Below are 21729 nucleotides of genomic sequence, written 5' to 3'. Positions count from 1 at the left end.
CCATCAGGAATTTCAACAACAATAAATATGTTAGATAAATTAGAAGCTATAAAGCTGCGTTGGGAAGATGTAGAGGAATCGTTGAGCAATCCGGATGTAATTCAGGATATGAAACGTTTTGCGGCTTTAAATAAAGAATATAAAGACTTGGGCAAGATTGTAGACGAGTACAAAATCTACAAAAATGTGATGAGCAACATCGATGCCAACAAAGAAATTTTAGCTACTGAAAAGGATCCTGAAATGCGCGAAATGGCAAAAGAGGAACTCGATCTGCTGTTAAAGCAACAGGAAGAAATGGAGAGTAATATCCGTTTGATGTTGATTCCTAAAGATCCGGAAGATGCTAAAAATGCCGTTTTTGAGATCCGCGGTGGTACGGGTGGCGATGAAGCAGCTTTATTTGCCGGCGATTTATACCGCATGTATACCCGATATTTCGAATCTAAAGGCTGGAATGTTGAAGTGGTTGATGTGACTGAAGGTACAGCGGGTGGTTACAAAGAGGTTATCTTAAAAGTGAGCGGTGAAGATGTTTATGGTCAACTGAAATACGAAAGTGGTGTACACCGTGTGCAGCGTGTACCAGATACCGAAACCCAGGGTCGTGTGCATACTTCAGCTGCCTCGGTAGCTGTTTTGCCGGAAGCAGAAGAAATTGATCTTTATATTAACCCTGCCGATATTGAACTGCAGACCTCACGCTCAGGTGGTGCTGGTGGGCAGAATGTAAACAAGGTGGAAACCAAGGTGCAATTAACACATAAACCATCGGGTATCGTAGTGGTTTGCCAGCGTGAACGTTCGCAACTGGGTAACCGTATAATTGCAATGGAAATGCTGCGCAGTAAGCTTTACGATATCGAATTGCAGAAAAAGAACGGGGATATTGCTGCTAAGCGTAAAACAATGGTATCAACCGGTGACCGTTCGGCGAAGATCAGAACGTATAATTACCCTCAGGGCCGCGTTACCGAACACCGTATCGGCTTAACCATGTATAACCTGCCAGCGATTATGGATGGCGACATTCAGGAAATTATTGATGCGCTTCAGTTTGCAGAAAATGCAGAGAAGATGCAGGAAGGTGCTGTTGGTTAAGAAGTTAAATGTTTTTTAAAAAAAAATTTGCGAATTAAGATATAGTCTCTATATTTGCAACCTCGAAAGAGACAAGAGGTTCGAACTTTAAAGAAGAACAAAAGGAGTGGTAGTTCAGCTGGTTAGAATGCCTGCCTGTCACGCAGGAGGTCGCGGGTTCGAGTCCCGTCCATTCCGCAAAAAGCCTTAACTTGAAAAAGTTGAGGCATTTTCGTTTTATGGTTGTGGCAATAATCCGGATCAATACCAAAAGTTGTGGAGCAGGATAACAACATATATAGCTTTGTTTTTTACTATTTTCATTTCACACGCCTTCTACCATAGTCTGTTCTGCTCCCGGCAGATCAAGGTGGGATGGTTGCGGGCGAATAAACTACATTACTTTAAAATGCACAGTATACGGTTGTAACGGATAACCTGTTTTGGACTTGAATGATCTATCGGTAATTACAAAATCATAAGTTTGCCCGGATTTTAAGGCTAATTTAAGCTTAAATGATTTACGGTTGTCTGTAAAACCTATTACACCCGAAAGAGGAAAATGCTCTTTACCGCCTTCTCCAAGGTTAATCGAATAACCTTCGCCCATGGGTTCAGAGAAATTGACGGTGAGTTCAGTTAAAGATGCAGAAACATCTTCCCTCCCATTAATGTCTGGCGTAAGGCTTACCACCAGCGGTTGCAGCTTTTTAAGCTTATTTAATAGCTCCTCCTTGTTAAACGGCTCCTTGTAATATTCCGAATCCTTAAGGAAATCTAAAACCTGCTTTTCATTGCTGTAATCCAATTCTATGATTTTTTTAACCGCCAGTTTTTTGTCGGTTTGGCGCTCATAATAAGCCTTACAGATAACATAACCCATAAAGTAGCCCAGATCCGGATGAGGATTTTTAGAGCCATTGTACAGCCAGTTATCTGTAGCGGTGCCAAACATCTCAATTTGAAACTTTTCCTTGAGTTCCTGTTCATGCTCGCGGCCGTATTTCATATAAGCATTGTTGTTTTTCTTGTGGGTTACCAGTTCCGCAATAAAATCAGCCGATCCTTCCATAATTGTTTGTGCAAGCAAAAGCCCTTCACCAGCTTTTTGTTGTGTATGCACATATTCGTGAACATTAAGGCTAACCAGGTTTGAGGTTTGCTGATCTTTAAATACATTTTTTAACCAATCGCTCAATTCAGAGGCTTCAGTATTTTTGTCTGCCGTTGCAATTTCTGTTCCCACAAGAACCATATCATCTGTCGTAGTACCCCCTGAACGCAGGCCGCCAACGGTGAAATACATTTTAGCCGGGCGCATTTCAGGATACAATTTCCTGAAATTATCTATACTGCTCGTAATGGCCGGCACCTGTTTTTTAATACTGAGCGTGTTGTTCCTGATGCTCTTCCAAAACTCAGGATATTTATGGATTAGTGTAACCCACAATTTTGCATCGTAGTCTCGGGCTTTCATAAAAGCTTTCAGCCCCGGAGTACCTTTGTCCACATATAGCCTTTGCATAAGATCGACTTGCTTTGCAGTATCAATAGTAGTTACAACGCTGTCATATGCTTGCCAATAACGGTCAATATCATCGGTGTTGACGGTTTTTGAATGGTGTTGTTGCGCGTGAATTAGCGGAGGAAAACAAAAAGTAAAAGCGAGTAGGTAAATGTATTTCATGTCAGTTTGAAGGCAATTTTAATTTAAATGTGATATCAATATAAGATTATTTCATCATTACCCTTAAATAAATTGTTGTAAAAATCCTCGCCTTTGATATCGAAACCAGATTATTAGGATTTGCATCCGGTGCCATGCAGACTCATTCCACTTAAGTCCAGCCTGATTCTTTTACTGTTGTATAAGTCGTATCATGGCAATAAATTGCGGTAATAGCGCGTAGATTCGAGTACCGCCTAGTCGGCAAACAAAGTTGAATTATAAAAAATGTCAGATTGTTAATTAAGCGTTTTTTTATGATCAAAATCTGCAAAATACCTAACATTTAAGCCCTGATTTTTATATTTGCTCATCAATAAAACTACGCCATAAAACTCCGTGAAAAAAATTACTATTCTACTACTGTTATTAACAACAGGTCTATTACGTGCCAATGCGCAGGAAAAAGCAAGCTTTGACAAAGCTTTTCAAAAGGCAAACAACGGTAAATCCCGCATAGAGATACCGCCCCTTAAAGAACTGCTGCACATTATGCTGGCCATTACTAAAACCGGGCTTGGCAATGATGATATGGTGAATCAAAGTGGTACATACTATCAGGATGTACTTAAGCATTTTAAGCCATATGCAAACGAGCCCATTATAAAAACCTTTGATTCATTGCTGAACGTTTCGCTCTATAATTATATTTTCATCTCCGGAAATGCGATGTCTTATGATTTTTCGGGGACTACACTAAAGCGCAACCCTAATTACATTTTTCCGGCGCGTGGCGTGGCTAATATGGTGATCAGCACCAATCCGTTAGATACCTATAAAAAAGATATAGAAGCGTTTGCTAAAAAATCGCGGTTTCAGGATTTTTATAGTCAGCAAAAGCCATATTATACTAAAATAATTGCAGAATATAAGTCCGGTACAGACCTGGATAAACAATGGAAATGGCTCGAAAAGAACTTCAAAACCAGCATCAACAGCTACCTGATCCTGTGTTCGCCCCTCATTAACGGGCTCAATTATACCACTGAGTTTAAAGACAAAGGCTTTAGGCAGATCGTTATGGTGCTTCCCATGCTCGACCATGATCCTAAACTTTCAGCTATTCAAAACGAACTTTTCAATACGAGGGTGATGTTTTCGGAAATAGACCATAACTATGTAGGGGTGCCATCAAGTTTTCATAAAGTCAGCATAGATAGTGTATTTAAGGACAGGGCAACCTGGGTAAATGAGAAAGCTGACGGCACCTATGCTTATCCAACGCCGGTTCAGGTTTTCAACGAGTACATGACCTTTGGTACTTTTTTGCTGTATTGCCAGGACAATTATAATAAAGCGCTTTATGCTGAAACCCGAAATAATGTAATCAGTTTGATGACAGCGCGCGGCTTCCCGAAAATGGAGCTGTTTGTATCGTGTTTAGAGCAGGCAAGATCGGCAGCTCCTCAGAAAAAGATTGATGATCTGTATCCACACCTGCTGAAATTGTTGAGTAAATAGCGTTATGCAGTTGACTTTGTTTATTAACTGTGATAAAGGGCTATTCTTATGAATAGAAAGATGATGAAAAAAGTATTGGTCACTAAACAAGCCGCAACAAAAGAAGTTAAGGTTTTTGTTTGGTAGCAGATATAATTAAATATATAGAATGAGGATCAGTGTGTTACGGGCTTAGTGGTTAAAAAAATCGGATACTATGCTGATAAACTGAATATAGTGTCTATATTTGCAATCCTGAAAAGGGAAAGAGGTTCAAACTTTAAAGAGAACAAAAGGAGTGGTAGTTCAGCTGGTTAGAATGCCTGCCTGTCACGCAGGAGGTCGCGGGTTCGAGTCCCGTCCATTCCGCAAAAATAATTTTAAATTTAACTAAAAGCCTGTAAATTAAATACTTACAGGCTTTTTCGTTTTTTGGAAACACCAAATTATTCATTTTTTCGGATCAAGCGGAATTCTTGGGGGAAAGCTTTTAAGCGTATATTTTTGATAATCTGAAAAGAAAGAAATTGATGTCTCTGACGCCTCTGGATGTTGCTCTGAACGCTTTGACTTTGGCATTGAAGGATTCGGCCGATGCATTTGTACTTCTGTTAATGAAGAAGTTTAAAATCGAAAGGTAATGTGACTGTATTGACCTGGCCACCGTACGGAAAGCTTCAATCCCGCAATCCTCAACCTGATTGTACCATAATGCCAGCTTTTTAAAGGCTTGTTCTTTACTCTTGCAGACTTTAAAGATATCCCCGAGCCTTAGTGATAGTTCATAAGCATGTTTCAATTGCGGATATCGTTCAAACAATAGTTCAGCACGTTTGCTTTGTACGGCTGTCCATTTTGAATGGTGTTTGAAAAGCAGGTATCTGCTTCTGGCAAGTAGTTGTTTGAGCGTATCTCCGTTAGAAAGCACCTCTGGCTGATAACCTGCTTTGTCCTTCCTGGCCTGCGCAATAGCTTGGTTTTCAAGATCCAGGGCAGCCCAGCGGTACTTTATCCTGCATTCCTGAACTGCATCGTAAGCCAGTTTCTGTACATGGAAGCGATCAATTACCCGGTGTGCATTGACAAAACACCGCTTAATGGCCAGTTGCATATTTGCAGCCATGTCCATGGTTACCTCCTGTACACGTTTTCTGGAACGCTCAGGAATCTTCTTAAGCACACCGATGATATCTTCTGCTACAGTTCCCTTTATCATTGCTACGATGGCCCCTTTGCGGCCTTTTGCTTCCTTATTGGTAATGATGGTATAAAGTTCTCCGTTGGATAAGGCGGTCTCATCAATGCTCAGCCTGCTGCTTAGGTTACCAGCAAAAAGCATCCATTCATGGGCATGATCCTTTTGATCCCAGCCAGAATAATCGCTGATATGTTCTTTGTACTGCTCCTGGAGCTGCTTGCCCTCAACCTGGAAATAATGCCCAAGGTGATAGCAGCTGATGGGATGGTTATCCAAATATTCCTTTTAAAAAAAGACCGAATTCCGTTGTCATTCGCGCCCCTTTTCTGATCAGCTCCCAGTCCCTGCTGATGATTGTATTGGTCTTTTTAACCTTCCAGCGTCGTCTTCTGATGCGAAGGGCTACCTTTTGTCCTCGGATGGGAAAGTCCTGGATGCTAACCTCAGGAAAGAATCCCTTGGATTCAAGATCTTCCTTCAGGTAGCCTGAAGGTGCGATATTTTTCTCTTCCAGATAGATCTGCAGCTCTTTCTGTTCCTTTTCAACCTTGGTCAGTTCGAAATAATCCAGGATCCCATCGGGAAGTAATAAACTAATAAGGGTTTGCTCGGCTTGGTTCAATGTAAATCAGTAATTGTTCAGAATACAAAGGAACAAATTATTCTTTTCCCCCCAAGAATTCCGCTTGATCCATTTTTTCGCAAGAAAATGGTGAGCAATTCGGTGAGTACATTAAACGATATGAATGCTCACCAATTATAGTTTAAACATTTGTTTATGAGCTAGTTCAATCATTAAACATCTTGACTGTAAGTGACAGAATTAACAATTTTGTTTCACTTTAATCATTTGTCATGAGAACAAACATGAATCTGCTTTTTTATCTAAAAAAGCGCTCCACTTACAAAAACGGTCCGGTAACCATCTATTTAAGGTTTACGGTAAATGGTAGACGGGCAGAAACCTCTACGGGAAAGTCATGTGATCCCAATCGCTGGAACGCACAGGCTGGAAGAGCATCAGGCACAAAAGAAGATACCAAGGTTTTAAATTCTTATCTGGATAAGTTACAGTCGAAAGCTCAGGAGCTTCACCAATTGATGACGGTAGGGAACGAAACCGTTACGGCAGAAACGGTTAAAAATCGTTTTGTCGGAAAAGCTCTGCAATCACGAACTCTTGTTACGGTTTTTGAAGATCACAACTCAAAAATGAAAAGCCTCATCGGAAGGGAAACCGCGCCCTTGTTCGCCCATCATGGTTTGATAACCTAGTGGTAATTGTTCTATTTCTTGCGCAATATTAGCTGTGTGCAAGGCTTTTTTTAGTTTTTCATAATCTATTTTCTCGTCGTCTAAGACGATATTATTCATTATTGTGTCGTTAAAAATTTTACCATCCTGCATTACTGCTCCACACTTATCCCGCCATTGTCGCAGACTAATATTATTTATGTTCATATTTCCAATCATGATTTCTCCATGGGTGGGTTTATATAATCGCAACAATAGCTTTAGCAAGGTAGATTTACCACTTCCACTATCCCCAACTATAGCAGTTACTCTACCCTCTGGGATTACTAATCTGATGCCTTGTAATACTATCTTGCTATTTGTGCTATATTGAAACATCACATTATTAACCACAAGGCTTTTATTTTCAGGTAGCTCAACGTTATTATTTCCTGCATTTTCATGTTCATCCTCTAGTTGATGGATCTCATTCAGTCTTAAAAAGCTTATTTTAGCGAACTGAAAGGAAATAATAAATTGAATAAACTGTACAACAGGGGCATTTAACATTCCAATAATAAACTGGGTGGAAATCATCACGCCAAAAGTAATTTCTCCAGCAATAACGGCTTTGGCACAGTAGAATGTAATAAATAAATTCTTTAAACTATCAATAAACTGAGCTCCAAGATTTTGGGTATTTGTAATACTCAAAACCTTTAAATTTACTTTATATAACCTTGCTTGTATATCTTCCCACTTCCAACGTTTTTGTTTTTCATAGTTGTTGATTTTTATATCCTGTATGCTGCCGATCGTTTCCACCCAGTAACTTTGGTTCTTGCTTACAAGATCAAAATATTCCCAATCCAGTTTTTTGCGTATTTTTAAAAAGGCCATAACCCACATTACATATACTATACTGCCTGCAATGAAAATATAAAATATTGTTGGGTTGTAAATGAACATAATTACGCCGAATACTACAAATGTAAGTGTCGAAAAAATCATGTTTAGTGAATTGTTCATGATAAAACTCCGTATACGTTCGTGGTCTTGCGCGCGTTGCAGAATATCACCAGTCATCTTATTCTCAAAAAAAGTAACAGGTAAACGCATAAGTTTAATGAGATAATCGGATATGAGTGCAATATTTACACGCGATGTTACATGGAGTAAAATCCAATCCCTGACGAGATTGCTCAACATTACGCTAACAATGATTGCGATATTAGCAATTAATACAATATTGATAAAATCTACATCGTGGGTTTGTATCCCTACATCGATAACTGCTTTGCTGATAAAGGGCAATAAGCCTTGTAAAACGGTAACTAAAAACATTACTACAAAAAGATTTAGAAAGCTCTTTTTGTATGGCTTAAAATACGACAAGAAATTTTCAAAAGTTTTTGCACGCTGTATTTTTTCGTCACCTTGTCTTTGATAAAAATCAGATTGAGGCTCTAGGGCCATTAAAAGGCCTGTTTGAATGCCGTGTGGAAGAGAGGATCCTTTGTCTTGGGCAATCCATTTGGACGCAAACTCTTCTTTGGTATAGATGACAGTTCCCTTACCTGGATCTGCAACATAAATCTTTCCACCAACTTTTGTTTTGTAAACCACAATAAAGTGGCTATTATCCCAATGTGCAATTGCTGGTAAGGGTATTTTGTTTAGAAGATCCTCAATTGTGCATTTTATAGATAGTGTTCGAAGGCCAATGTCCTCAGCGGCATGACTAAGATCCAAGAAACTTACTCCTTCTTTTGTTACACCGCACTTATCTCGTAGATATTGTAAACTATAAAACTTACCGTAAAACTTGCTTATCATTTTTAAGCAAGTAGGGCCGCAGTCCATGGTATCTAACTGCCGTTCGACAGGGAATCTTCCAGTTCATAAATAGATTAGCGTTAAAGAATTGTATCTACAAACATACATTTTAAAATGTATTACATGGTGTTTCAGCGTAATATTTGTATTATTAAAATATTATCGCATATTTACAAGAAAACAAATTAATTGAACAATGAAAAGAAAAGCTCTCAACATCAATCAGCTAAAACATGAATTTCAAGTAATTCCCGATGAGTATCTAAGAACTGTCCTCGGAGAATAACATTTGCAAACTGGTATGAACTTGTAAAGTACATTGCCGATAATGGAGTAGACGATAATATTGCAAACACCCACTGGGACTTAAATGGCGAAGGTGGATTAAATCGTATTGACATAGTCCAAAAGGAAGGGGTTTGGGGCTTCTATGCAACTACAGGAAGTGCAAGCGGCCCAGATATTGCAAATGGTCAATCTGGGACAATCTCCGTGAATGTAAACTCTACTTGGGTTCCAGTTCAATCTGCTTCCATAAACAACGGGGCAAAAGCATATATAGAGGCAATAAATAAGGTATATGGTCTTGGGAATGGTTATGTGATGGGTTTTAAAACCAGTAGCGACGCCACTTATGAAAATTTTTGGAACCGCACGTTTGATTCTCTTACTGGCGCAGTTATAGGCGCGGTGTCTGGTGGAGGAACCGCAGCAATTGAGGGAATATTAGGTAGCATTTTTGGTGGCGTAGTAGTTGATCAATTGAATGGTCTTGTACCTACTTCAACTTTACACAGTGAGGTTGACAAATTGAGAAATGATATTGTTCTCGATATTTTACAACAAAATTCGATAGCCAATTATACGCCAGGTATGACAATGGGCGGGACCATTCGCTTCACGAGTATTGACCTTTCTCCAATTGCCTTGACAATTGACATGAAAGATTTAATGAACGCTGTAAAAGATCACATGAAACGTAATGATGTATATAACGACAGTTCTGGAGAAATTAATGAGAATGGATTAGAAGCTTATAAGACTGAATTTAAGCAACTAGTAGATGGCTCGGGTAGTATGATAGAAATAATGCATCGATTAGGGTATTCATCAACTAGGACTGATTCCGGACAGAATACAGGCGGAGGAGGCTCTAGTCATGGATCAGGGGGTGGCCTTGGTCAAGGATCAGGCAGTAATTATCAATCACCTACAGGTCCAGGTTACACAGAACCACTCCCAGATGGGACATATTATCCATCTGAGGGTTTTGAACAACCAGAATTCTTTTTTTATAACCAAGTACCAATTCCCGAAAATGATCCAGCTGTTACATCAGCTGTTATTGAATATGTAAATCCAACCAGTAGTAACGTTAATTCGGGTATTTATACAGACGAAAATGGGGTCAGGTGGATCCTATACTATTGTGATCAAATTCAAGATCCATCAAATACTGATGGATATGGACTATCTATGGGTACATGGGCGGCATCAAAACTACCTTAGTGAACAAAATTATTAAAATTCATGCTTAGAAAGGTCCTTATCTTCATTTGGCTAGCCTATATCCTCACAGTCTGTTTTTGGATTTGTTTAAGCGCCATTTTTACGGATTCCGTAGCTGAAACAGAGTTGCGAAATCAGCTTTGTGGCTCCTGGCAATTGGTATCTTACCCTAAAGACACCAAATATCATTTTTTAGTAAAGCAAGGTGAAATCATTAGGTTTAGTAAATATTTCTTCGACACAAAAGATACATTTCTGCCAAAACAATATAAGATTAAAACAATTTCTTATAAAAAGGGGGGGCACTTGTTTTACAATCGACAAGAAATTTTTTTTTCAGCAAAAGGTGTCCGTTCAGATTATGGATATGTGATATCAGGTATATCTTCTGATTCACTTATACTATTTCCATCATTTATGATTAACTTTCGAGTGAAGGAGGGAAATTTTTTATTTAAAAAAGTTACGAGAAATTGATATGCTAAAAAAACATATAGAGAATGGAATCAAAATTTCAGTTTATATCCCTTTGATAATAATATTGTTCATCGGATGTAAGGACAAAAATAAAATGATTAAACAGCTTGAAGGTAAATGGTATGGACAACGACAAGCATTGGGAGACACCTTTTCAATTGCAGCCAGTAAAATATTAGCAGATGAAAATAGTGGCCGGATAAAAAATGAGTATGCAAACTTGACTTTTAGAGATGGGATTTTGTTTCTGGCTTTCAAAGATAATGATCAAAAAATTGTTGATTCAGCGAAATACAGCTTGAGTGAAGATAGTATTCTAACATCTGGCCACTATAAAACTAAAGTTATTAAGCTAACTAATGACAGCCTTTTACTATATTCAAAGGACGAAAAAATTCTTAAATCGCTTAGAATATTTACCCGACAAAAATGAGTTTGATGTAATCAATTTGGTTGTGATTAAGTTTCCTTGAAGTGATATTTATCAGGAACTGCTATTTATTTCATAAAGGTCCGTAAAGATATTATTTATGAGGGCCTTTATTTTTTACCTATCGTCACTTGCGCCTATTTTTTGTTTAACATATAGGGATCTCTGGCATAAAACTGCATGAACTGGGCTCTCTAGCTTTGATGACATAGTGACAAAATATATACAACTTTTTAATGCCCACTAATGTGGACGCCAAGCGAGTAGGCTTCTAGCAGCCATGTCTTAAAAAATAAACTTGAATTTTGTGTAGTAGTGTACGGTCTTGAAATCGTTGAATTATAAAATCTTGCCTATGAACTCAAGAATAACATGCTAAATACTATCTAAACGATGATATTTGAAGTAGGGGAAATACCAATGTGATCAAGTAAACCATATTTTGGTAATAAATACATTGCAAAGCATTGAAATTCAATTTTTATTGCAAAAATATCAGTTAATTGCTATCTTTAAGTAGTCATTTACAGCCAAATAGTAACAAAAAAATGGTGAGCGTTTGGTGAGCGTATTTAGTTTTTAATATTTAATGTATTTATAGGTGGTTATGGAATTTGGGTCAGTCCCGTCCATTCCGCAAAAAAAAAGTTTATTCAAGTAAAGCCTGTAAATTAAATGTTTACAGGCTCTTTTTCATTTTCTGGAAAGCTCAAAATTGGCATGTTTAAAAAAAGACGACGGATAAAAATCTAAGAATGGTATTCAGTAGTGCGCCCTGTAAGGCCGTCAAACATCGTTCACCTGCTTCCCGTTTTCTTTTTTAGAAGTTCCTCGTATGCCGGGCTGTTCTGTTTTTCCATTGGATTAGAAATCTTGATGCCGGCTTTTTCAAACTCGCCGATCAATCTTTTGTCGAAATCGGCGATATATGATGCAAATGATATAGAATCCTTTTCTTCAGGGATGGCTTTAAAAGGAATATCCGGTTCTTTAAATCGGTGCAAAACGGCTTGCGTGCCATCATTCCCATCTAAAAGAATAGAGTCGCCATAATTTGTAATCTTGGCTTCATAATCTTTGGTAAGGTATTTTAAAGAATCATTTTCTATTTTATAAGGAAGTTTAAAGCGGCCAACTTTCTGGTTATAGAAAACTACAGATTGCGAATCGATATCAAATTCACTATAGCCATTTGCGGTCGAAAACCGATGCCATTTTCCGATTATTGATTTTTTATTTCCACTCCCATTTTTAGCTTTTGGCGAATTGCAGGCGGATAGGATAGAAATGCAGACAGCAAAGCAAAGTATGGTTCTCATGATAATCTTTGTTAAATAATATTTAAGTGTCATCAATCCACGTAAGTGGACAAAAATAGCTGTACAATATACTGCCCGATTTGCGGTCGGGCAGTATCTTACATAAAGTGATTAAACAAATATTTTATTGTGCCCAAATGGTACAGTTAATGTTACCATTTGTATTTGAACCCCATGTTTCCGAAACCATAATAGCTGGAATGTTTAACTGACCAAGGGTATATCCTAAACTTTGCCATTTGTTATAGTGATTGGCAAAAGTAATGGTATGATTTTGTCCGGTAGATGTTTTTGTAACCCTTGAGCTGTAAATCTGCCTGAAACCGTCACCACCGTCGATATTTTTACCTGTCATCCATCTGGTCCATACGTTATAACCTGCACCATCCGTTTCAAATGTGCCTAAATAAGTACCATCGTGTGGTGAAACTGCACCCCAGGTTTCATTCACATAATACTCATAATAAGGGCTTCTGCTCCATCCGTACCAGCCAAAAGTGCCACCACCCGAGTTTGAATAGGCGCCCAGGTTATATCCTATCTTATAGGTTGGCGATCCTACCGAATAACCTTTACCGCAGGTAAAATTACCGTTAAATCCATTCCAGTTCACACTGTAATTTCCACCGCTACCATTGGCATAGTTAACGGTGCCGGTTGCGCCGTCACTCTTCCAAAGAGACCAGAAAAAGCCGTTATTTGTGCCTGATTGATAGGATTCTACCGTAGCGACAGCTTTGTTTGAAGGAGGTAAAGCAGTGACAGCCTCTGGCTCCATCTTTTCATTTTTTTTACAGCCTGTTAAACCTGCAATGCCTGCAAACACCAAGGTTGCAGCTACAACAAAAGTAACCTTCCTGGTTACACCTGTTAGTGAATTTTGTTTTTTCATAATGAAATATATATTGGTTAGGAAAGCAAAATAAGTGTATCCAGATGCGATAGATAGCTAATAATCAGCAAATTTATTATACAAATGTTTATACTTGTTTGTATTCTTAGTTTTGTGTTATTGTAGTTTTTAATTGTGTTGCTGTTTTTTTTTGTATGCTCATCCTACTTACCTGTAACGTTTTGATAGGTTTTGTCGTTTTGCTTAAAAAATATATGATGAAAAAAATAATGCTCGTATTGTTGGTAAGCATTGCCTTACTAAACTGTAAAAAAAATAAAGCAACATCTGATTGTGGGTCTAAAATCTGTACTGAGGAATTTGTTTCGGTAATGATTAAATTTGTAGATAATAAAGGTGCTGGTGCTGAGGTAAAGGCTTTCAATGTAATCAACCAGCGAACAGGAAAGCGGATAACGGCTAATTCGAGTATCTCCACGAGCACTACGAAAGGTGTATTTATTGTTGTTGATGACCAAAATAAACCTGACTTATCTGAACAGGGCGATGATTTAAAAATAACAGGTACTTCTGTAGATACCCAGCAAACAAAATCTGTTGTTGTTAAAGTAACTGGCGGTAAATGCGCATGTCATATTAATAAAATCTCAGGGGCAGATCAAGTTGCTTTCGATTAGGCCTGCTGAATTTAAGTCAATAAAAAAGCTGTACCCAATTTAAGGGGTACAGCTCCATTATAAAATTTACTCCGATAAATATTTTAATCCAGCAATGTCCAGGTTTTCCTGGCCTGTACCTGTTGTACCACCTGCTGTTCGGCAACCACGATATTTTCCTTACGCTGGCCAATGTATTCTAATCCACTTAATTTATTCCAAAGTGCTACCAATACGTTCATAAACTCGCTGACCATTACCATGCTGTTGTTAATCTGTTTGTGATCATAAACCAACTCGATGGTTTTGGCCAAAAGCTCTTCAAAATTTCCAGGCGTAACATCTTTCCACTCGTAAAAATATTTGAGCAGTTCTTCCCGTTCACGCGGATCAATCAGTTTAATGGCAGTAAAAAAGATATGTGCCAGACTGGAGAAATAACCGGTTAAAACAACGGGCGATTCACGGTGTGCAATGTTTCTGTATTCGTAAAATAAGCCGGCAATGTAATCCACAATTTTTTCAGAAATCAGACGGATGTTTTTGCCCAGCGGTGTAATATTGTCACGCCCTCCTGTCTTGTCGATAATTTTGAAAGCCGCCAGCTGCAGATCGTTTAATAAAACACTGAACGATTCGTAATATCGAATTAATGCCGGGTGACTGGTTATGGTTGAGCTCGGCGGGATATAACTATTATTGATGGACAATCTTCCATTCTCGTAATAAACCTGACCGATCGTTAAAAAATAGCTGTCGGCGGTTTGCGAACGCACTTCGCTTTCTGGTAAAACGGTAATTGAATAACTTTTAGTCAGCTCCGGATAGCGGATCGGGTTTTCTTCAGGGTTTGGCGTGCCTGTTGGTACCCGGTTAAATGGACTCACAACCAACAGAATAACATAGTTACGTGGTTCTGACTGGCCAAAATAATGGTTGTGCACCAGGGTATCCATATTATCAGATTGTGTAATATCAATGTGGCAGCCCTCGGGGGTAACTGCATTACAGTACCTCACTCTGATTTCGATATGATTGGTTGCTTTTTCGATAATTTCGATGTCGTGCGAACTTTTATAACCAGCAAATGGAGGTAAAAATCCGTAATTGCTGTTATTGAGCTGTAGCGATACGGCATCTCTCACAAAATCCTGCAAATAGAGATCACTTACTGTAAAATGATCACTGGACAGCTTCATGCCATTAATCCAGTTGATGGATTTATATTTAAGCGGCTTTATCATGGTAGATGTTTTTTATAGATTAGATAAAGATAGCACTTTCGCCAACTTCGTTAGGCTTATTTACGTTTTCTGATACGCGTTTAGCGTAAATGGTCATTTTCTCTGTAATGCCGTTTTCGATGATATCCAGATCGGGATCTATGAAGATATTGCGTTTAAAAAAGGAAGTTTTAATAAAAAAAATCCATTTATAATTCTCCTGGTCTTCGCTTCTGAACTCCACCGGGCTTTTGGCAAACTTCAGGTTGTAATCGTCAATAAACTTATGAAACCAGATGCCAAAGTTCATGTTTTCTACAGCTTTAACCTTCACCTTTAATGGTTCAGGATCGGTGCTTCTTTTATAGAGTTCTAACTCCAGCACCAAAAGCCTGTTGAAATCTACATGGTCCATATTGATATCCAGCGGAGTATCAGGATACTTCCATATTTTGTAGATTTCAGACGGAATGCTAAGCAGTGACACATAGGCCCACCAGAAAAGGAGCGGAACAAAGAAACAGGCAATGCTGCCCGCACCAAACCAGCCAAAATTTACTGAGCTTAACCAATTAAAGGCGAGCTGATATAAATAGACTGATAAAATGGCCGCAACCAAGGTGGCGAAAAAGATAAATAATTTACGTTCCAGCAAATCCTTAGGGTAATACTTCGTCAGTAAATAAACAAACACTACACCCATTAAAATATAAAAAATGCAGCATATAATGTAGCCCCATGGCATAAAATTAAAATTGAGGAAGCCTAAAAAGCCAGGAATGGCTAAAATAATGCCGATGATCAGAACACTTACAATGAGTTTTTTGTTATTTAGAAACTGGTTCTTTTTGTTGATGACAGAGAGTACCGCCGTTGAGACCATAAAGATCAGCGGAAACAGAAGAAAGCGAATAAAAAATGATTTAACGTCCATTAATTTTTTATAGATGTGATGTACTACAAATATAGTATCTTTCGTATTTGATATGATTCTTATTTTTTTTCGACAACAAAAATCAATCCTATAACAAAACTGCAAGCTTAAAGTTTACATGAAAAACGAAACTTTTATTAATAACGAACTCTTTACGGATTACAAGGCGGTGGCTCATGCAGCCGATTTGATAGAACGTGATGTTATAGCAGCCGATCGTGTTGAAATTATCCCCTTAGGGCCTGATAAACGGGCTTTTGCTAAAGACATCGAAAATACGAGCTTTTATTATTCTGAAAAAAGAAGGCAGGATCGTATCCGTATCAGTACCAATAGGGAAGGTTTATATGATATGCTGCCCGAAGGGCTTTTCCACCGGCCGCCAACGGGTAGTGCGGGTATGGATGAAGAATCCATGATTAAGGATATCAGAGAACGGAGGGAGGAAGAAAAACAGGCACGGTTATTTTTTACGCCATTTGATGCCGAAATTAACCATGTAAGAATCATGACCGAGCTGTATGAAAACATGCTCGATAAAAAAACGACCTATTCTGATTTAAGCCGGATCTTTGAATTCGGCTGGGACGAATTTAACCTGCTAAACAAGGAGCAGAGCATCATTTGGATGCACCTGTTGCCTGAAATTCAACAGAAGAGAAACGATATCGATTTTGTTTCAAAGGTGCTTACCGCATTATTTAATTTGCCAATCGCCATTGTAAATGCCACAGCTCATGTTAAGCCGATAAAAATTGCAGACCACCTACAGGTTGAGTTGGGTTCGGGGGCATTGGGTATCGATACCATTATAGGAGATAGTTTTACGCCGGAAAATGAATCTTTCAATATTAATATCGGTCCAACTTCTCCACAAGAGTTGGTCAGTTTTATTCCAGGACAAAAAAACAGGGCCATTTTGGATATGGCCATAAGCTATTTAATGCCTGTAGATGCTGAGGTTGATGTTGAACTCCTTACCGCACCCGATTTACAGGAAACGGTATTGAGTGCAGATGGTGAACGTGCCTATTTAGGTTATACGGTTTATCTTTAAGAATATATTAAAACTGCCGGAGGTCGTCATTGATGAGTACGAAGCCGTTCTACACGATCGCCACCTTCGCAATGCATTCACTTCCAGAGGAATGTAATGCAGAAGCGAAATCTATCTATGCAAACACTCCGTTACACGGCGTTCAATCCGATTGCTATCGAATTGAAATGGGGCACCTATTATTACACCGCCCTATACAATGCCGGCTTCAACATTAACCGATAATGCACATTCATCGTGCTTCTTAATTTTAATTTCGCTAGGGTAAGACTTAAAAGTTCGTCCCAATCTTGTGTACTAAGTTGAAGGTTGTCTGCAGGTTCAATGATAATATCTGTCGTTTTAATAAAGCCTGCATTTGGCTTGTTATCCATAATAATGCCTTTAGCCAGCGTAACGCCTTTTAACTTATTGCCCAGTTCGTAACGGCAAAAATTAATGACGTCTGCTTTGGTGATAATCCGGTCTGCTGTGGTCAATCCATATTTATAGGCCTGTACGCTGTTCGTTGCATTTAGCTTCGATCGGCCTCCTTTGGTCTGGCTCAACAAAAAAATACTTTCTGCATTTACCTTATTATTATCGTATAGCGCTAATCGGCTACCGGCATTAATGTGGTTAGCCTCTTCGGCCTGTGTTACCCAGATATCCAGAAATAAAATATCGGCATCGTCAATTGGTTTTAATACAATATAGCTAGGTAACTCTTTGATGTCTTTTAACGCCGAACGGCTCTTTTGTTCGATAAGTGCTATATTTTGTTCTAAATTTTTAAGAATTGTACTTAAAAAATCAGGTCCATAGGCAGAGAATGAAGCTTTCTCATCCCGAAGCAGTTCAAACAGATAATCGACCAGTTCTTTTGCATTTCTGGTATCGAAACGCTCCGTGCCGCCATATCTGATCGAAAACGAACCATCCCCCTTATCATTCTCATTGGTGTAAGGGATTTCGTTATAGCTTTTGCCTTTATTGTCTTTCAGATTTTCTACCGCAAGCATCTGGTCCATCGCCTCGGTTTTAATCGGAATGATATTATTCATGGTTTTAAGCCGGTGTTTAATCTGGCTTAGCTTTTTATTCACCACCGGAAAAGCATTAATATAGATATGAAGTTCGTTCAGCATTTCCTGGTTAATGCCGGCGGGGAAGACCACCTTTAGCCATTTCACTTTTGAGTCAATCTGGTTTAGTGCATTTGGTTGAAAAACGTGTGAAAAAGCAACTGGTAATTCCTGGCTGTCATCAATATTGAAATCATTAAGATCGCCAAGCGTAATAAATCTATTGTTGTAAAACTGTAAAACATCGGCCTTAACCAGATTAAGCAACTGTTTGTGATGAAACGGTGCTTCTATTTTACCTGTTAAAGGCTCGTCCATAAACCTTTCTGTATAAGCCGTAATTTCGTTGTCTTTATAGAACCATTTACCCAGCGATAACAGGTCGTAAGTGTTTTCTGGTACTGAATAATTCTTCCAATCGAAAAATAAGTTCAGTTTATTAAAATCCATCCAGTTTTTTATCCCGGTAAAACCAATATACACGGTGTTTTTTTCTAATGAAAAACCAGGCAATGTATTGAGCACTGGCTGTTTGCTCATGTGTTCTACATTAAAGAGTGTAGTTCCGGTGGCAATGTATTTTACAGTTGCATTTTTAACTTTTACAGTGTGTAAAGGGCTAAAGAAAATATCTGTTTTTTTAGCCTTATCGTTTTCCTGCAGGATATTTTTCTTAAAAGAAAACTGGGTATATGGCGATAGATAGTCCTCTTCTTCAATAGCACGGGCATGGATGATGGCATGGGCAGGTAATGATGAGGTTAAATGATCCGGCGCAAGGATGCGGCTAATTTTATCGAAGATTCTATTCTCCAGGTTTTTTACATCATTGGATACATTAAAAAGCTCATTGCTCAGGGCATCAATAATCAGCTTTACAAGTGGATCAAAATCGTTACTGTCTTTAACATTCCAAAAATCTTCGGCATTTTTTAGAATTCTATTCCTGATTTCATCTTTTGATGAATAAAAAACTGGTTTCATGTGTAGAATATTTTGAGCGTTTTAATTTTAGGTTGATAATGGGCTAAGAAATAAAGCGGTATTAAAAAAGTATTTTTCTCCGGTGGTTTTTATTAGTGCCCTCACACTAATATCTACTTTCTTTTTGATCTCGGTTATCTTACGTAACGGATATACATTTTCTACCTCGGTAATGTGCACTTCAACGGAAGTATTATATATCCTGAACTCATAGTCGGTAATCGATTTTAATAACGATTTGCGGAATTTTTCCTCCCAGATACTTTCGCTTACAATTAATTCAAAGTCAAGGTCCCATATCTCGCACCCAAAATCGTTGTTGAACCGATGTTCTCCAAACCGAGTAAAAATAATTAGCTCTATGTGGTTAGAAATCGATTTACCCAGGTCGGTTGGCTGAAGGCCACTGCCCGAAAAAACGGACTTAAATCTGAAGGGTTTGTGATAAAAATTTTCAGACATCGACGATTTGGCTTAAAGTTTGTTAAAAATAAAAGAAATAAAATCGTTTTTATTACCAAACAACGAATATTGAAAATTGTTATAGTACGGTGATAATTTGAGAAGAAATGTGTGATTTTAAGTGAATGTGATGTCAGATTAATCATTAAACTATTGTTATGCGAAACTATTAACCTTCTATGAAACCTATTAACGCCGTCGAAATTAGGAGTGCTTATACCAAGTTTATCTTAGACTTTGTGCTACTTGCATTATTCTCTATTTTGTGTGTCTATCTTTTCTTTGCAGCTTCCGATTACGAGTACAGTCTACTCGATAAAAAGGTAAAAGAAACCGATAAACTCTCTTACTTAAGAAAAGATATCAATACAAATTTTGATCTTATTCAGGTTCGTTTTAAGGAGCTTGCCCAATATCGCGATTATAATGCAAACGAAATGAGCAAGCAAAGTATCCTGCTTAGTGATATCCAGAGCGCTAATAACCGGATCAAAGAATTGATTTCCAAAAAAACTGAACCCAGTGCGAGTTTTGATCTGTATGAGAAATTAAACAAAAATGTTGGTGCAATGGCCGATCTGCAGGATTCGCTTTTCCAGTCAAGGAGCGATATACAGCGGTATAAAGAACGGATAAACGAATGCCAAAGGGCAAATCAATCTGCGGCACAAAAAATAAGAAGTGGCAGATACGGCAGGTAATTAATACGATATGATAAAATTAAGCATAAAAGAAAGGCGCGAACAATTCCTGTTTTTTACGGCGTTGTTCGTTTTTACGGTAGGGCTTTTAAGCTTCGGGATTTTCTATAGTGATAAATCAAGGTATGAAATTTCTAAAGAAGAACTCGAAGTAAAGATTAATGAGAACGAGGCCTTCGAAAATATGGTTAAGGAAACCATGCCCACTATTGATACTACTTTTAAACAAATTACCCGTTACAACCCGAATGTGCAGGCCGTTTTTCTAAAAAACGATATCCAGCTTTCATTAGGTTCAATCAAAGCTGCATTTGACCGTAAGGCATCAGATTCCCGCTATAAAATCTTTGTTCATACTGCACAGTTATACGACAGATTATTTTACGATAGACAGGAACAAAACAGAAATATTTCAGATATCGAGCTGCATAAAAGACAGTTGGATGATTGTATCACCAATAGACGTCAGTTACAGCAAACCATATCTGCAAGATAAACATCACCAAAAACAACCTATAAAAACGCTACCTATGTCTGAAACAAACACCAAGCAAGTTAATTCAAATTCGCAGGGCTATGTTATTCTCTACATCCTGTTGGCTGTACTGCTCTTAACAGGCCTGATTTTCTTATTCAAGAGTTCATTGTTCGAAAAAAGGACAATTGATGCGAGAATCCTGAAGGATGAAATTTATTTAAATGAAGATCTGGTTTTCACCGATAATACCCCAAAGGCTTCCAAATGGTTATGGGAGTTTGGTAATGGTGAAAAAGCGACAACGAAAACAGGAACTTACCATTATACAAAGCCCGATACCTATATTGTGCGCTTAACTGTTGACGGTGAACTCCGTCAGGAATTTCCGGTTACCGTGCGCGATACCGTGCATACACCCGTTTTGGATAGTATACTTACCATTAGCGGGCCAACAGCCGGTTTGGTTAATGAAGAGATCAGGCTTGAAGGCGACGGTCCCGGAAAAGATTTTGAATGGTCTTTTGGCGAAACCGGCCGCGTTGACGTTAAGGGGAAAACAGCCTTGTATACCTACCGTAGCCCCGGAAAATATGTAGTCCGTCTTCGGTCAGATAAAGCCCGTAAGCCAGCCTTTCTAACCGTTCTGATTACCGATCCAAATGCCGAAATCGTTGAGGATTTAGTTGCGCCTGGTGATGGAGAACGTAAAACCATTGATGATATCAGGGCCCGCTTACAAGCCATAGCCAACGGTGCAGATTTTAATTCCAACTATTACTACCTCATTAACAAATACATGTGCAACAACGAAAAAGTAACGGTAAATGTAGAAATGAATGGTAAGAAAAAACAGACTGATATTTATTCGTACTGTATGGGCTTAACATTTGGAGGCGAAATAGCGGTGGATGAGGCGCAGTTAACGATTAAGCCAAACTCTACCTGTGCCAGTTTATTAAATATTAAACAACACTCGGCAACGGCCCAGCCCGCAACAACAGCAACCACTGATGCTCAGCCGGCAAAAACGAAATAGATTAACATCTTCACCTAATTTTAAGCTCATCTA

The 21729-nt window shown here is 38.4% G+C and carries 20 protein-coding genes and 2 tRNA genes; 12 read left to right on the top strand and 10 right to left on the bottom strand.

Annotated elements, in window-relative coordinates; all coding sequences use genetic code 11:
- Window positions 1–27 precede the first annotated feature (27 nt).
- Window positions 28–1101, top strand: coding sequence for a peptide chain release factor 1 (prfA, locus tag ACFE6N_RS01540; protein WP_090983623.1), 1074 nt, complete (start codon window positions 28–30; stop codon window positions 1099–1101).
- Window positions 1102–1204: 103 nt separating this feature from the next.
- Window positions 1205–1278: transfer RNA gene (locus tag ACFE6N_RS01535), tRNA-Asp, on the top strand.
- 196 nt (window positions 1279–1474) lie between these two features.
- Here the strand turns inward: ACFE6N_RS01535 and ACFE6N_RS01530 are convergent.
- Window positions 1475–2605, bottom strand: a complete 1131-nt coding sequence (locus tag ACFE6N_RS01530; protein ID WP_378933131.1) for a DUF2268 domain-containing putative Zn-dependent protease — start codon at window positions 2603–2605, stop codon at window positions 1475–1477.
- A 540-nt stretch (window positions 2606–3145) separates the two neighbouring features.
- Here ACFE6N_RS01530 and ACFE6N_RS01525 point away from each other — a divergent pair.
- A complete protein-coding gene (locus ACFE6N_RS01525; protein WP_378933128.1) occupies window positions 3146–4267 on the top strand; it encodes a DUF4932 domain-containing protein in 1122 nt (373 codons plus the stop codon).
- Window positions 4268–4541: 274 nt separating this feature from the next.
- Window positions 4542–4615 (top strand) — tRNA-Asp (locus tag ACFE6N_RS01520).
- Between the two features lie 121 nt (window positions 4616–4736).
- On the opposite strand, the gene ACFE6N_RS01515 is transcribed toward ACFE6N_RS01520, so the two are convergent.
- Both ACFE6N_RS01515 and ACFE6N_RS01510 read right to left on the bottom strand, forming a co-directional pair.
- Complete coding sequence (locus ACFE6N_RS01515; protein WP_378933125.1) at window positions 4737–5720, bottom strand: transposase; 984 nt, start codon at window positions 5718–5720, stop codon at window positions 4737–4739.
- Complete coding sequence (locus tag ACFE6N_RS01510) at window positions 5713–6066, bottom strand: transposase (RefSeq protein ID WP_378933122.1); 354 nt, start codon at window positions 6064–6066, stop codon at window positions 5713–5715. The genes ACFE6N_RS01515 and ACFE6N_RS01510 overlap by 8 nt, the downstream gene beginning before the upstream one ends.
- Window positions 6067–6299: 233 nt before the next feature.
- On the opposite strand from ACFE6N_RS01510, the gene ACFE6N_RS01505 reads away from it, so the two are divergent.
- Window positions 6300–6719, top strand: a complete 420-nt coding sequence (locus ACFE6N_RS01505) for an Arm DNA-binding domain-containing protein (RefSeq protein WP_378933119.1) — start codon at window positions 6300–6302, stop codon at window positions 6717–6719.
- On the opposite strand, the gene ACFE6N_RS01500 is transcribed toward ACFE6N_RS01505, so the two are convergent.
- The gene (locus tag ACFE6N_RS01500; RefSeq protein ID WP_378933116.1) at window positions 6651–8513 is read right to left on the bottom strand and encodes a peptidase domain-containing ABC transporter; all 1863 of its coding nucleotides are present in this window, start codon (window positions 8511–8513) and stop codon (window positions 6651–6653) included. The genes ACFE6N_RS01505 and ACFE6N_RS01500 overlap by 69 nt on opposite strands.
- A gap of 492 nt (window positions 8514–9005) precedes the next feature.
- Here ACFE6N_RS01500 and ACFE6N_RS01495 point away from each other — a divergent pair, with 492 nt between their 5' ends.
- The gene (locus ACFE6N_RS01495) at window positions 9006–10022 is read left to right on the top strand and encodes a hypothetical protein (protein ID WP_378933113.1); all 1017 of its coding nucleotides are present in this window, start codon (window positions 9006–9008) and stop codon (window positions 10020–10022) included.
- Between the two features lie 571 nt (window positions 10023–10593).
- Window positions 10594–10932 (top strand): hypothetical protein, encoded by a 339-nt coding sequence (locus ACFE6N_RS01490; protein ID WP_378933110.1) that lies wholly within the window; start codon window positions 10594–10596, stop codon window positions 10930–10932.
- Window positions 10933–11726: 794 nt separating this feature from the next.
- On the opposite strand, the gene ACFE6N_RS01485 is transcribed toward ACFE6N_RS01490, so the two are convergent.
- Window positions 11727–12248, bottom strand: a complete 522-nt coding sequence (locus ACFE6N_RS01485) for a hypothetical protein (protein ID WP_378933109.1) — start codon at window positions 12246–12248, stop codon at window positions 11727–11729.
- A 124-nt stretch (window positions 12249–12372) separates the two neighbouring features.
- On the bottom strand, window positions 12373–13140 hold the full coding sequence (locus tag ACFE6N_RS01480; protein WP_378933106.1) for a glycoside hydrolase family 11 protein: 768 nt from the start codon (window positions 13138–13140) through the stop codon (window positions 12373–12375).
- Between the two features lie 218 nt (window positions 13141–13358).
- On the opposite strand from ACFE6N_RS01480, the gene ACFE6N_RS01475 reads away from it, so the two are divergent.
- Complete coding sequence (locus ACFE6N_RS01475) at window positions 13359–13778, top strand: hypothetical protein (protein WP_378933103.1); 420 nt, start codon at window positions 13359–13361, stop codon at window positions 13776–13778.
- 83 nt (window positions 13779–13861) lie between these two features.
- Here ACFE6N_RS01475 and ACFE6N_RS01470 read toward each other — a convergent pair whose 3' ends face one another.
- Complete coding sequence (locus tag ACFE6N_RS01470; protein ID WP_378933100.1) at window positions 13862–15001, bottom strand: hypothetical protein; 1140 nt, start codon at window positions 14999–15001, stop codon at window positions 13862–13864.
- Window positions 15002–15020: 19 nt separating this feature from the next.
- The gene (locus ACFE6N_RS01465; RefSeq protein ID WP_145857868.1) at window positions 15021–15914 is read right to left on the bottom strand and encodes a TssN family type VI secretion system protein; all 894 of its coding nucleotides are present in this window, start codon (window positions 15912–15914) and stop codon (window positions 15021–15023) included.
- 118 nt (window positions 15915–16032) lie between these two features.
- Here ACFE6N_RS01465 and ACFE6N_RS01460 point away from each other — a divergent pair, with 118 nt between their 5' ends.
- Window positions 16033–16971: a type VI secretion system baseplate subunit TssG gene (locus ACFE6N_RS01460; RefSeq protein WP_378933097.1), complete on the top strand. Its 939-nt coding sequence runs from the start codon at window positions 16033–16035 to the stop codon at window positions 16969–16971.
- Window positions 16972–17153: 182 nt separating this feature from the next.
- Here ACFE6N_RS01460 and ACFE6N_RS01455 read toward each other — a convergent pair whose 3' ends face one another.
- Entirely contained in the window at window positions 17154–19019 is a 1866-nt protein-coding gene (locus ACFE6N_RS01455) for a hypothetical protein (RefSeq protein ID WP_378933095.1), read from the bottom strand.
- 27 nt (window positions 19020–19046) lie between these two features.
- Window positions 19047–19481 carry a GPW/gp25 family protein gene (locus ACFE6N_RS01450; protein WP_145857863.1) on the bottom strand — a complete coding sequence of 145 codons (435 nt, stop codon included), beginning with the start codon at window positions 19479–19481 and terminating at the stop codon, window positions 19047–19049.
- Window positions 19482–19660: 179 nt separating this feature from the next.
- Here ACFE6N_RS01450 and tssO point away from each other — a divergent pair, with 179 nt between their 5' ends.
- The 3 genes from tssO to ACFE6N_RS01435 are packed head-to-tail and all read left to right on the top strand — an operon-like array spanning window position 19661 to window position 21696.
- Window positions 19661–20182, top strand: coding sequence for a type VI secretion system TssO (gene tssO / locus ACFE6N_RS01445; protein ID WP_378933092.1), 522 nt, complete (start codon window positions 19661–19663; stop codon window positions 20180–20182).
- A 10-nt stretch (window positions 20183–20192) separates the two neighbouring features.
- Window positions 20193–20678, top strand: coding sequence for a type VI secretion system transmembrane protein TssO (locus ACFE6N_RS01440; protein WP_159435233.1), 486 nt, complete (start codon window positions 20193–20195; stop codon window positions 20676–20678).
- Between the two features lie 34 nt (window positions 20679–20712).
- Window positions 20713–21696: a PKD domain-containing protein gene (locus ACFE6N_RS01435; protein WP_090983650.1), complete on the top strand. Its 984-nt coding sequence runs from the start codon at window positions 20713–20715 to the stop codon at window positions 21694–21696.
- The last annotated feature ends 33 nt before the right edge of the window (window positions 21697–21729 follow it).

Source organism: Pedobacter sp. BG31 (assembly GCF_042464845.1).
GTDB lineage: Bacteria > Bacteroidota > Bacteroidia > Sphingobacteriales > Sphingobacteriaceae > Pedobacter > Pedobacter suwonensis.
The sequence above is the reverse complement of the archived record's forward strand: the minus strand, read 5'-3'. Positions and strand labels throughout refer to the sequence as shown.

Coding starts and splice junctions, on each gene's coding strand:
- prfA (WP_090983623.1), top strand. CDS start 28: ATGTTAGATAAATTAGAAGCTATAAAGCTGCGTTGGGAAGATGTAGAG.
- ACFE6N_RS01530 (WP_378933131.1), bottom strand. CDS start 2,605: ATGCAAAGGCTATATGTGGACAAAGGTACTCCGGGGCTGAAAGCTTTT.
- ACFE6N_RS01505 (WP_378933119.1), top strand. CDS start 6,300: ATGAGAACAAACATGAATCTGCTTTTTTATCTAAAAAAGCGCTCCACT.
- ACFE6N_RS01500 (WP_378933116.1), bottom strand. CDS start 8,513: ATGATAAGCAAGTTTTACGGTAAGTTTTATAGTTTACAATATCTACGA.
- ACFE6N_RS01490 (WP_378933110.1), top strand. CDS start 10,594: ATGATTAAACAGCTTGAAGGTAAATGGTATGGACAACGACAAGCATTG.
- ACFE6N_RS01485 (WP_378933109.1), bottom strand. CDS start 12,248: ATGAGAACCATACTTTGCTTTGCTGTCTGCATTTCTATCCTATCCGCC.
- ACFE6N_RS01480 (WP_378933106.1), bottom strand. CDS start 13,140: ATGAAAAAACAAAATTCACTAACAGGTGTAACCAGGAAGGTTACTTTT.
- ACFE6N_RS01475 (WP_378933103.1), top strand. CDS start 13,359: ATGAAAAAAATAATGCTCGTATTGTTGGTAAGCATTGCCTTACTAAAC.
- ACFE6N_RS01470 (WP_378933100.1), bottom strand. CDS start 15,001: ATGATAAAGCCGCTTAAATATAAATCCATCAACTGGATTAATGGCATG.
- ACFE6N_RS01465 (WP_145857868.1), bottom strand. CDS start 15,914: ATGGACGTTAAATCATTTTTTATTCGCTTTCTTCTGTTTCCGCTGATC.
- ACFE6N_RS01460 (WP_378933097.1), top strand. CDS start 16,033: ATGAAAAACGAAACTTTTATTAATAACGAACTCTTTACGGATTACAAG.
- ACFE6N_RS01455 (WP_378933095.1), bottom strand. CDS start 19,019: ATGAAACCAGTTTTTTATTCATCAAAAGATGAAATCAGGAATAGAATT.
- ACFE6N_RS01450 (WP_145857863.1), bottom strand. CDS start 19,481: ATGTCTGAAAATTTTTATCACAAACCCTTCAGATTTAAGTCCGTTTTT.
- tssO (WP_378933092.1), top strand. CDS start 19,661: ATGAAACCTATTAACGCCGTCGAAATTAGGAGTGCTTATACCAAGTTT.
- ACFE6N_RS01440 (WP_159435233.1), top strand. CDS start 20,193: ATGATAAAATTAAGCATAAAAGAAAGGCGCGAACAATTCCTGTTTTTT.
- ACFE6N_RS01435 (WP_090983650.1), top strand. CDS start 20,713: ATGTCTGAAACAAACACCAAGCAAGTTAATTCAAATTCGCAGGGCTAT.